The 11,823-nt window shown below is 37.4% G+C and carries 14 protein-coding genes; all 14 read right to left on the bottom strand.

The genetic code is table 11. The features are described from left to right. A partial coding sequence (locus PPA04_RS09700) for a cation:proton antiporter (protein WP_507763212.1) occupies nucleotides 1–821 on the bottom strand: 821 nt, incomplete at its 3' end. Further along, nucleotides 822–1,571: a cation:proton antiporter domain-containing protein gene (locus PPA04_RS09695; protein ID WP_229923064.1), complete on the bottom strand. Its 750-nt coding sequence runs from the start codon at nucleotides 1,569–1,571 to the stop codon at nucleotides 822–824. A gap of 132 nt (nucleotides 1,572–1,703) precedes the next feature. Continuing rightward, complete coding sequence (locus PPA04_RS05865) at nucleotides 1,704–2,543, bottom strand: SDR family oxidoreductase (protein ID WP_229923063.1); 840 nt, start codon at nucleotides 2,541–2,543, stop codon at nucleotides 1,704–1,706. Nucleotides 2,544–2,573: 30 nt separating this feature from the next. Then, nucleotides 2,574–2,990 (bottom strand): MerR family transcriptional regulator, encoded by a 417-nt coding sequence (locus PPA04_RS05860; RefSeq protein ID WP_057784438.1) that lies wholly within the window; start codon nucleotides 2,988–2,990, stop codon nucleotides 2,574–2,576. Nucleotides 2,991–3,113: 123 nt separating this feature from the next. Further along, nucleotides 3,114–3,671: a DapH/DapD/GlmU-related protein gene (locus PPA04_RS05855; protein WP_057784437.1), complete on the bottom strand. Its 558-nt coding sequence runs from the start codon at nucleotides 3,669–3,671 to the stop codon at nucleotides 3,114–3,116. Between the two features lie 41 nt (nucleotides 3,672–3,712). Then, nucleotides 3,713–5,077 (bottom strand): MFS transporter, encoded by a 1,365-nt coding sequence (locus PPA04_RS05850; RefSeq protein ID WP_057784436.1) that lies wholly within the window; start codon nucleotides 5,075–5,077, stop codon nucleotides 3,713–3,715. 188 nt (nucleotides 5,078–5,265) lie between these two features. Continuing rightward, entirely contained in the window at nucleotides 5,266–6,099 is an 834-nt protein-coding gene (locus PPA04_RS05845) for an aldo/keto reductase family protein (RefSeq protein ID WP_057784435.1), read from the bottom strand. 30 nt (nucleotides 6,100–6,129) lie between these two features. Beyond that, nucleotides 6,130–6,858 carry a RibD family protein gene (locus PPA04_RS05840; RefSeq protein ID WP_057784434.1) on the bottom strand — a complete coding sequence of 243 codons (729 nt, stop codon included), beginning with the start codon at nucleotides 6,856–6,858 and terminating at the stop codon, nucleotides 6,130–6,132. 61 nt (nucleotides 6,859–6,919) lie between these two features. Then, the gene (locus PPA04_RS05835) at nucleotides 6,920–7,555 is read right to left on the bottom strand and encodes an NAD(P)H-binding protein (protein ID WP_057784433.1); all 636 of its coding nucleotides are present in this window, start codon (nucleotides 7,553–7,555) and stop codon (nucleotides 6,920–6,922) included. 182 nt (nucleotides 7,556–7,737) lie between these two features. Further along, nucleotides 7,738–8,409, bottom strand: a complete 672-nt coding sequence (locus tag PPA04_RS05830) for a flavodoxin family protein (protein ID WP_057784432.1) — start codon at nucleotides 8,407–8,409, stop codon at nucleotides 7,738–7,740. 188 nt (nucleotides 8,410–8,597) lie between these two features. Then, nucleotides 8,598–9,248 (bottom strand): NAD(P)H-binding protein, encoded by a 651-nt coding sequence (locus tag PPA04_RS05825; protein WP_057784431.1) that lies wholly within the window; start codon nucleotides 9,246–9,248, stop codon nucleotides 8,598–8,600. 24 nt (nucleotides 9,249–9,272) lie between these two features. Continuing rightward, a complete protein-coding gene (locus PPA04_RS05820) occupies nucleotides 9,273–9,668 on the bottom strand; it encodes a MerR family transcriptional regulator (RefSeq protein ID WP_057784430.1) in 396 nt (131 codons plus the stop codon). A 138-nt stretch (nucleotides 9,669–9,806) separates the two neighbouring features. Further along, on the bottom strand, nucleotides 9,807–11,228 hold the full coding sequence (locus tag PPA04_RS05815) for an NAD-dependent succinate-semialdehyde dehydrogenase (RefSeq protein ID WP_057784429.1): 1,422 nt from the start codon (nucleotides 11,226–11,228) through the stop codon (nucleotides 9,807–9,809). Nucleotides 11,229–11,294: 66 nt separating this feature from the next. Then, nucleotides 11,295–11,720 (bottom strand): flavodoxin, encoded by a 426-nt coding sequence (locus tag PPA04_RS05810; RefSeq protein ID WP_229923066.1) that lies wholly within the window; start codon nucleotides 11,718–11,720, stop codon nucleotides 11,295–11,297. Nucleotides 11,721–11,823 lie beyond the last annotated feature (103 nt).

Raw genomic sequence — 11,823 nt, 5'->3', positions numbered from 1 at the left:
TGTGGATCTAATACCAACGATTCAGATAACAAAATTTCACTAAATAAATCATAAATATATTCGGAATTAACCATGTGATTTTTAGCAAGATCATAAAGAAAATTACGTTCTTCATCAAATGCTTGCATCAAGGCCCGTCGTTGTTCCACACTTTGGATACTTGTCAAAGTGGACTTGTCAGTGGTCACAGAACGCCATTGATTGAAAAATGCTTTTAACGTATTTTTTTGCACCTGATCACGCAAATCATAAATCACGATTTCGCGTACTTTGTTACTCAAAGTCATCGTTTCCACATGCTGAACGCCAACAATTACCATTTCATTTCGTAAGATCTTTAACTGAGTTGTCTTATTTAAAGTATCTGCATCTAAAGGAAGAATTACTTTAAAAACGATCGTCGGAATTAACATGCTCAAAATAATCACAACCGTTTCAATAAGAACTATTTCGTTAAAAAGAGATCGCGAAACCCCATTACTTAACACAGAAAATGTCATGGCTAACGTCACTGTCCCATGAACCCCGCCAAGGGCAAATAACAGTGCAGATCTGTTTGTCCGATCCGAAATAAAAAAACGACCATAGATAAAACGCACAATCAATAATAAAACGTAAACCAGAACGCCTATCGCCAACCAACGCAAGGAAATCCCAATACTGCGGCGCTGTTCAAAAATAATTCTCTCCAAACTAAGTCCCAACACTACAAAGACAAAACTGTTTAACACACTATTGGAAAAATTAACCAGCTGTAAACCCAGATGCATCTGGCGTGGTGATGAAAATCGACTCCGCGTTGTTTCGCTATTATGAATCAATCAAGCAGTCACGACCGCAATAATTCCAGAAACGCCTACTTCTTCTGCAATGAAATAGATACAAAATGGCGTTAATAGGTAAATTAGGGTTTGCGATGAAATCACATTGACTGATGATCGAACTAAAAATTGACGAAAGGCCATCACAATCAAGCTTAGAATTCCGCCCAAAATAATTCCACCGCCTGCTGAAAATAAAAACAATAACACATTTTTTCCAAACGCGACCTGACCGGTTTGTAACCAGAGGAAGGCAGCTTGCAAGAGAATTATTCCGGTCGCATCATTAAATAAAGATTCTAACTTTAAACTTTTTCTTATCCCACTTTGAATGGTTCGTCCCTCAATCACTGAATCAAAAGCTGTGGCATCAGTTGGAGTACTGATGGCAGTCACAATCAATGCCAACGGAATCGCCAAAGCAAACACTTGATGAACCACAATTGCCACTATAATTGCCGAAACGGCTGCTAAACCTACAGCCGTTCCCAAAATATTATTAATCTTTTTTCTTACCAACAAAGCCGGTGTGGCCTGGCCTTCGAAAAACAATAATGGTGCAATAATAAAAATCATAAAAATTTTATCATCAAAGCTCAAAATCAAATGATTTGTAAATGGAATTATTCCCAAAATAATTCCCATGACCAAATTAATATACGTACTTGACACATGACTGACAGTTTTGGCAATAATATCACTAATTGCAACAGCAATCAGAACAACAAAAGACGACAACATTAATGACATTCAACAAACTTCCTTTCGGTTCTCAAACCAGGCTAAATTCCACCTTCAGTATATCAAGTTTTAAACTATTTTAGAAAAATTTGCCAAAAATCATCAATTTAATCCAAATCGTTATTCAAATTTAGCAGTGGTCTACTCGCCATCTGGAAAATCAGTTGATGCTGCCAGATCCTTTTGTTTTTTGTAATCATCCAATCGCTTTGTTAGCACATCAATTGTGTTTTGTACGGCCGCTGATCCAAGCATCATCCGTAAAGGAGCAGGATTTTGATCTACACTCTCAATAATTCGAGTTGCCATTCGTGCTGGATCTCCAGGTGCTAAACCATTAGCAAGGGCCAACATTTTTTCAAATGAACGAGCCGAATTTCCCTTATATGCTGGCATTGCTTTGGCTACTTGAGCACTTCCATATCTAAATTCCGTACGAGCACCACCCGGCTCTACGATTGTGACACCACTATTGAAAGGTGCTACCTCTTGGGCCACTGATTCTGCAAATCCTTCAATCCCAAATTTTGATGCATGATACATTGAGTTTCCTGGAAAAGCAACTTGACCACCATATGAAGAAATTTGAATAATTCTTCCATGTTTTTGCTCGCGCATTTTTGGTAAATTTGAACGAATCATTTGGATCGATCCCAATAAATCTGTTGAAAGGATTTTATTGACTTCTTCATCACTAAGCTCTTCTGCTGCACCAAACAATCCATACCCAGCATTATTAACTAACACATCAATTGTGGCATGTTCTTTAGAAACTTTGCTGACCACATTATGAATGGCGGTTACATCAGTAACATCCAACTTTTCATAAGAAAATGTCTCAGGATACTGAGCAATTAAATCCTTAATTTTTGCCGCATTTCTAACCGTCCCAATGACTGTATTTCCAGCTGCTAACAATTGTTTTGTTAATTCTAATCCAAATCCGCTACTTACGCCTGTAATTAACCATGCTTTACTCATCATAAATTTCCACCTATCTTTTAATATTTTTTACTTATCCTGATCCAATTTTTCCTGATGCTGCCGTTCAAGGGTGCGCAATTCTTCTTCACTTGCTTGTACATGATCATAAAAATGATTCAATTTAAAATGCAAATGATCAATAGCAGCCTGAAGATCATCACGTTTTTCTTCCATTTCGGCCATTTGCTCGTTTAATAAAGCAATTTGTTCTTTTGTATTGTCTTCTTGATTATCAAATAATTGAATGTACCGGCGGAGATTTTCAATACTCATCCCTGCCGCTCGCATTTGTTTCACAAAATTAATGCGGCGAATAATTCGTTCATCAATTTCACGATTACCAGCCTCGCTTCGATCAATCGCCGGAATTAAAGTTTCCTTTTCGTAATACCTAATTGTGGCCGAAGAAACACCTGTTTTTTCACTGGCTTCTTTAATGTTCATTTTAATCCTCCTTTTAAATTGATTCTCATGTTCTTAAGAACTGTCTAAAGCATAACTCTTAAAGTGCACTTGAAGACAAGCCGCAAAACTTGATTTTTTGAATTTTTTTTAAACAACTGCGCTTTAGTTCAATTGTTTAATGACCTTTGCTGGAGTTCCTACCGCAATACAATTATCAGGAATATCTTTAGTTACAACTGCTCCAGTCCCAATAATTGAGTTTTCTCCAATTGTTACCCCAGGTAAAATGCTCACACGGGCACCAATCCAAGCATTTTTCTTAATATGAATTTCACCAGTTTTAATCACTCGAATATTTTTAGGCTCATGGTTGACCGTATAAAAACCAACACCCGGTCCCATCATGACACCATCATCAATGGTAATAGTGCCAACTGACATCATAGTTAAACTATGATTAGCATAAACATTTTTACCCAAGTTTACTCGATTAGCACAATCTACATGAAATGGTGGCGTAAAATAAGTGCCATCTTTCATTTGACCATGAAACATTTCGTTCTCTAGATCTTTTAAATTCTGCTTTTTAGCAGGATCTGTCATATTAATTAAATGACAATAATGATCATCACGATCAATTTCACCATGAACTTCCTTTTGATACTGTTCGTTTCGAATATCGAAAGATTTTCCGTTTCTTAATTCTTCAAAAACACTCATAATAACGCTTCTTTCTATTTTAAAATCAATTTATTGTTAATTTAATTTTTATTCTTCTTTGGCACAATCATAATAAACGTAAGGATTAAAGCAATCACAAGAAAAGCAACGCCTCCTCGTAGTGCCCAGTCTGTTCGGATTACCAAGCTGTTGGAGTTTGCAACCACAGAACTCAAAACGACTAAAAGTGCTAAGCCCAATGAGCCACCTACTTGATGGGCCACATTCACAACTCCTGATGCTGCACCAGCATCTCTTGCATTAATCTGAGCAATTCCTGCAGTTGTTAAAGGACTCAAAACTGCCCCTTGACCTGCCCCAATTAAGATCATCGGTAAAGCAATTGCAAGCACATAATTACTGCCATTGCCGGCAAAACTCAGCCAAAACATGCCAATAATTGTTAACACTAAGCCTCCAACAAGTGTCATCCCATTACCAAATTTAGCGGTTAGTTTTGAAACCTGCAGTGCACTAATAAAGTTAGCAATTGTCATTGGGAAGAAACCTAGACCAGCCATCAAGGGTGAAAAGCCATAAACTTCTTGTAAAAATTGAGTGATGAAGAACCAAAAGGCCATCATGGCACCGAGGAATAACATTCGGGCTAAATAAGCACCAGCCCGTTCAGAATTCTTAAAAACTCTTAATGGCATGATTGGTTGAGCAACTTTGGCTTCTCGCCAAATAAACAGACCCAATAAAATAACGGCCGCAATAATCCAATCCCAAGCTGTAGAACTTTCAGAAACTAACAAAATCCCATAAACTAAACTAATCATACCGAGCAGTGACAGCAAAGACCCAATACCATCAAAAGATCCTTTTTGTGACCTGCTTGACCGAACTGCTTTTGTCGCCCAGATAAACATTACAATGGCAATTGGCACATTTACGAAAAATGCATATCGCCAACTTAATAAACTTGCGAACAAACCGCCGATTACTAATCCAAGACTTGCACCAATTCCAGCAACGGCCCCGTAGTCGGCAACTGCTCTGATTCGTTTTTCCCCTGCAGGAATACTATCCATCAATAAGGCTAAAGTTGATGGTGCCAAGGCTGCAGCACCAGCGCCCTGAAAGCCACGAGCAATGATTAACCACATTGGACTATTTGCTAAGCCTACTAGTAAAGAACCTAATCCAAAGATGACTAGTCCAAAATTAAAAACATGTTTTCGCCCAATAATGTCACCTAAACGACCACCTAGGAGTAATAAGCCACCGAAAATAATTGTGTACGCATTTTGTACCCAGGTTAAATTGGCGGTTGATAAATTCAAATCAGTCTGGATTTTTGGTAATGCCGTAATCACAACTGAAACATCCAGAACCGTCATAAAATAACTCACCAAGACGATCGATAAAATTGAAAATTCGTATTTTGTAAATTTACTTTGCATGTTTGCATCTCCTCATATTCTTGTTTGACTACAATTAAGAAGTATAGAGGGTTGTAGTAACTGCAAGGCAAGCCTTTTTTCAAAAAAGTTTCATTTTTTCTGAAAGAAACCGAAGCTCAGGATTTTAGACAAGAAAAAAAGCCGAATAATGATTATTATTCGGCCATTTTATACACAATTTTCAAGTTTTATCTAAAATGCCATGTAACAGAAGTATCTTTCATTTTTCGCATTGCATCCATATCAGCATCAGATATCTCAAAGTTCAGTTTTGTATTGCTTTCAATATGCGTCTTACGAGTGGCTTTGGGAAGCGGCACAATCCCATTTTGAATACAGAATTGAATTGCGAGTTGAGGTAAGTCAACGTCATACTTTTTCGCCATTGTCTTTAGACCTTTATTGTTTAATAAAGCTCCCGTGGCTAGTGGAGAATAGGCTTCAACTAAAATATTATGACTCTGGGCATACTTGGTAATGGCGTCTTCCGTATATCCCACATAGTACTGAATTTGATCAACCATTGGTTTAATCTCTGAATGATTAAGAATATTACTTAAATCATTCGCGTCAAAATTTGAAACGCCAATAGCTTTAGCTCTACCAGATTTGTAAATTTCTTCCATTGCCTTCCAAACATCACGGTTTTCCAAATCATAATTGCCGCCTGTCTGACTCCAAGGTTGAGGAGCATGAACAAGATACAGATCAACGTACTCTAAATCAAGATTACTTAATGAAGTGTTAAAATCATTTAAAGTCCCTTGGTAAGACTTAGTTTCAGCCGGTAACTTCGTTGTGACAAAGACATCATCACGCTTCATACCAGACTCCTTAACTGCTTCACCTACTTGTTTTTCGTTTCCATAAACAAGTGCAGTATCAATGTGCCGATAGCCTACACTTAAAGCATCTAAAACTGCTTGTTTTGTTTGAGAAGCTGGGATTTGCCATGTCCCAAATCCCACTTTTGGAATCGTTGTGCCATTAGTTAAGTTAAAAGTATCTGTTAATTTTGTCATTTTTTACCTTCTTTATATAACATAGAGTGCTTACTGTTTGTCAGTATTGTTTACTAAATAACGTAGCCAAACAGTATTGCCTTTTGTTTCTACACCTTTTAAAGTAAATGAAACGGGTGTTGCTTTGGACAATCCTTCACGAGCTTCGAATAAACTTGGCGTTTTGCTCGATCCATCTGCTGCCGGTGTCAAAACCAAACTTATCTCATCACACAATCCCTGCTGAATGAAAGACCAATTTAAAACGCCCCCACCACCTAACATGACGGTTTCCATATGAAATAAATTCTTCAACTTGTCGAGAGCTAGTTTAGCATCCAGTTTATCCTTACCTGAAATAATATACGGTATATTTTTATGCCTTAAAAACGCTTTATAGGCATTACTAGCTTGACCCGTAAGAACTTCTAAGACTTGTGCATGGGTCGTTTGATAAACTAATTCATTTGACTGCCAAGCTAAGCGGCCATGAGGATCAATAGAAATATAATACTTGTCAAACTTAGTCGGAATAACAAAGTCCCCAGCCGGAACCTGAGGCGCATTTTGATCAAGGTCCGGTTTTTTATAAAATGTAAAATTATCATCTGTAGTGGTTCGCCCTGAAAGCCAGCCCTGATGTTGATAATAGCCATTTTTTTCAAATGCTAAATGATAAAATAGTTGACCAGGTTCTGGTCCTGCTGCCCCATGATAAGGCCCACTAATCTTTCCATCTAACGAAGTTGCCATATGACAAAAAATATAAGGTCGGTCCATTTTTATTTTTCTCCTTTTATATTAAAGCTTTGAAAACTACTAATTGCTATTTTGAAAACACTTAATAAAACGAGGGCTTATCCCATTCTGTATCTGGTTCTACAACACCAATATTTTGCTTACTATATTTAGTTGGCTCCTGAATAATTTCGGTAACTAGTTTAGCAATTGCCTGTCGTGTAACTTGAGTACCTTTTAGTGGCTCGCCCTTGGGAACAATTTCAAATGCTTCGTTACCATCCTGATCATACAACCAAGTCATCCGCAAAAAAGTATAGTTCAACCCACTGTTATCAATCACGGCAGCAGCATTCTTGTAAATTGTATAGTCTCCCATCATGTTGGCATTCCATTCACCAAATTTACCGGCAACTTCATCATAAATACCAAGCCCACCCGCAACAATTAGCCGCTCTCCGCCAACTTTTTTCATGATTTTTACGACCAATCGATTGGTCTTCTCAAACTGAGAAGTTGCCAAATAGACAATGTCTTGCCCAGTAATTGCGCGCACAAGCTCATCACTATTACGCCAGTTACCTTTGATAATTGTGACGTTGTTAGTCTTCTGATATTTTTTCAAGACTTGTACATGACTTGAAAATAACGTTAATTGAATTTCAGGAAAAGACAATAATCTTGGAATCAAATACTGACTTATTTGGCTGGAAGCTCCTAATAAAACGACTTTTTTCATGATGTATCCTCCATATTTACAATTTAAGCTTTACAAATCCAGTTTAAATGCAACTTTGTTATACGTCTAATGCTTAATCTGAATCAATCTATGCTCACAAGGCTGATCTGTCGTTCAATTAGTACGTAAATCCAATAAAAAACTTTTCACAAATAAGAAAAGTTTTCGTCTATACCTTCATTTTATTTATTAATTTTTGCTATCCATTGTGCAACTTGTAACTTAGACCGATCAACTTTATTTCCATCAACAACCAACGCTTGGGTAAAAGTGTTTTGGCTGGCGCCTTGTTCGCGCAAAATTTCTTGAATTTGTTGAACACTGTCGCCTTGGCCATACCCACCTTCACTCATGAATGGCGCAATTCTTTTACCCGAAAGCAGTTGACCAAAAGTTGTTAAAAATGAGTTCATTGGGTGTGATAAATGCATTGCCCAAATCTGATAACCTAAAAAAATTGTGTCATACTGACTTAAATCCGGTAGTTGCATATTCAGCTCTGGATAATTATTATTTTCTCGTTCCAGATTTGCGCGTTCCAGTGTTTTCTGATAAACACCAGGGTAGGGATTTTTTACGACAACCTCTAAAATATCAGCTGAAGTTTTTTCTTCGATCATACCGGCAAGCAATTCAGTACTTCCCGACCGTGAAAAATAAATAATAAGTTGTTTTGCATCCTTAGTTAGTTTCCGAACTGGTTGATTTTTGTTGTTTGTATCTTGACCATCAGATGGTGTCCCATAACCATTTTGCCATTCACCGTTTGTTCTTCCTAATTGCGGTGCATATATTGGCTGGCCGTCAATTTTACCAACAACTTTTTGCGTCGATCCTTGTTTTTTTATTTGCAAATTTTATTCCTCCATTTTCTGAAATTCATGTCCACTAAACCCACACATTATCAAACTAACTTTTTATTATGGACCTTATATCTCACTCCAAGGCAATATCTATTAGTTACATATTTGTGCAGAAACAAGAAAAGAGCAACAAATTTTCCCTAGAGAAATTTACTACTCTTTAAAAGAACTTCTTCTATTTAATAAACCGGACGATCTGAACCCTGAGTTGCTGGATCGGCAATTCCCAAACTATCTTTTGATCCAAAAGTTGGATCAGCCACAATCTTCAAGACCACATCAGCAATACTTTGCCGTGATCCTGAGACACCATTGTACTGGTCATTTTTGTGTGTCACCACATACTTCACTTCATCACGATCATTCAACCATGGTAAGCGCAACGTTGTGTAATCTAACCCTGATTCGTCAAGAAGTTTATCTGAATTAATTGCGGCCGGTAATCCACTCATGACACTTTGACGATTCCAGCGACCAAACTCACCAGGAACTTCATCATATAATCCCAAAATATTTGTAAAGACAACTCGTTGCACATTATTGGCCTTCATTGCTGCAATCACATTTTTAGTCCACGCATTGTTGCTAGTATGATCAACAACTGCTACAAAGACCATATCTTGTCCAGAAACTGCCTTGTTCACATCATTTTCGTTATCAAGACTACCTTCAACCACAGTCACACGTGAATTATTTGCCAAATTACTCAACCGAGAACTATTCCTTAAAAATAAGGTTAGTTCGACATCTTTAAAAGCCGATTCACTTAATACACGGTCTTCAACGATTCGGGCAATCTGTCCATTTGCTGCCATAATTAATAATTTCATTTTTGTTTTCTCCTCGTATTTTATTTATTGAATGTTTCCGTCATATGCTAATTTTTCTCTTTCATAATTAAGTGTATGATCTTCAAAATGATCAATCTTATAATCAAGATACTTAATCGTCTTTTCAATTTTCTTACGTTGATCTTCTAAATCTTGCCGTTGATCAACCAACAATGACTTACGTGATCCGGCCGTTTGTTTCCCTTCACGATACAACTTCACAAACTCAATTAGGGCTTCAATCGACATGCCAGCATTTCGTAAAGCTTTGATATAGAAAACCCAGTTCATGTCGCGTTCACTATACTCACGGTAACCACTGTCATTTCGTTTAATTTCTGGTAACAATCCTAACCGCTCCCAATAACGGAGCGTATCTTTGGTTAAATCAAACTGTTTACTGACACCATTGATATTCATATTTTCTCCTCTTCCCTCATTCTTTTCTTCATCTCTTTGTTATTCTAAACCTTCGTGTGAACTCTAAGGCAAGAGAAAAACGAAAAGTTTCCCACAAATTTGTAAGAAACTTTTTTTCGAACACAATATAAGTTTTAATTATTCAGGATCAGTTGCAACCAATCCACCGGCCAAATTATCCATATTTGGTTTATCAGCCGTTACAATCAACTGTTCATTAACAAAGGCATTTAATCCTAAGCTACTCATTTCTCGGCCATAGCCAGAATTTTTTACACCGCCAAACGGTAAGTCGGGTAGAGAAGTCATGAAGTTATTCACGAAAACCATCCCTGTTTCAATCCGACTAGCTACTTTTGTTCCACGTTTAGGATCACCACTGAAAACAATCCCGCCTAAACCTAAATCGGAATCATTAGCTAAATCAATTGCTTCTTGCTCACTATTAACTTTATAAACCTGAGCTACTGGTCCAAACATTTCTTCAGAATATGCCGGATTATCTTTTTTAATGTCAGTTAAAATAGTAGGTTGGAAAAATTGACCGGGCAAATCAATTTTTTTATTACCATAGTAAAGCGTTGCCCCGGCTTCAATAGCCTCATCAACTTGACTTTGTAACTTATCTTTTGCCCGTTTAGAATTCATTGGTGCTAAAGTTGTTTGACTATCCATTGGATCTCCAGGTTTCACATTAGCAAAATTTTCCTTCAACTTTGCTAAAAATTGATCATACAAATTGACCGCCACGATAAATCGTTTTGACGATGTACATACCTGACCTGCGTTGTAAAGACGAGCTCGCCAAGCAATATCCGCTACACTATCTATATCAGCATCATCTAATACCACAAATGCATCAGTACCGCCCAGTTCCATGGTGTTTTTCTTCAAGTTTTCACCAGCTGCTTTGGCAACGCTACGACCACCACGTTCAGATCCTGTCAAAGCAACACCTTGGACCCGCGAATCCGCAATGATTTCACTAACTTGATCATAACTTAAAAATAGATTTTGCAGGCTAGCATCTGGGGCTGATGACTCCTTAATTACATCTTCAAACGCAACCACAGATCCTGGTGTGTTTGACGCATGTTTCAAGATCATCGGATTACCAACCATAAAGTTTGGTGCAAACACCCGCATAATCTGATACATTGGAAAATTCCAAGGCTCCACCATCATTAAAATACCAAGTGGGTGCTTTTTTATCTGTGCATCCCCAGTAGCGACAGTTTCAATTTTTGTTGGTGCTAATAATTGAGCCCCATGATCAGCAAAATAATCTGCAATCAATGCACAAAGTTCAACTTCTCCTTGGGCCTCTCGATATAGTTTTCCCATATCAGTCACCATAGCTTTAGCTAACTGGTCACTGTGCTTGCGAAACAATTTGGCAATTTCATGTAATTGTCCTGACCGATTCTCGGGTTTATCTGCTTCCCACTGTTTGAATAACTGATGTCCCACTGTCAACGCCTTTTGAATGTCATCGGTCGTTGCATTTGGGTATTCTTTCACAACCTCATTTGTATATGGGTTAATTGTTTTATACGCCATAAGTTTCCTCCATCTTTCGATACTTTCTATTTTTTCCTAAATCACTATTAATTCCTAGTAACCTGTTTACTCAACTACAAATGTAGCACCATTTTCCTTGGCCAACTTTTGAATCACATCAACCGTATCTGCTAAAGGTGTTGATGCACTGGTTGAAAAAGCCACAACTTCTTTACCCGTAAAATTACCCTGTTCAAATAAACTATGAATAATCATTGGCGGTTGTGACCACCAAGTTGGATAACCCACGTAAATTTTACTATATTGATTAAAATCTGGTAAATTACCACCCAATTTGGGGTGAATTTGATTATCCTTTTCCTTTTCACCAGCAGCTACTATCCCATTGTAGTCGGTTGGATACGGCTTTTCTGGTTGTAGTTGATAAATTGCAGCTCCAGTCTTTTTTTGCAATTTTTCAGCTGCAGATTTTGTATTACCTGTTAATGAAAAATAAATAATTAATGAGCCTTCATCAGCAATAATCGACACCTCCAATATAAAAATCTTTATTTTTTTGTATTATTGTTTTGGCTGGTATGCACTAAAACTTAACCTGGTGAAGTTTCTCTGTCACCATTCATTTTAGATGTTG

The organism is Pediococcus parvulus, from assembly GCF_007990205.1.
Lineage (GTDB): Bacteria > Bacillota > Bacilli > Lactobacillales > Lactobacillaceae > Pediococcus > Pediococcus parvulus.
This window is presented reverse-complemented; position numbering and strand designations above follow the sequence as displayed.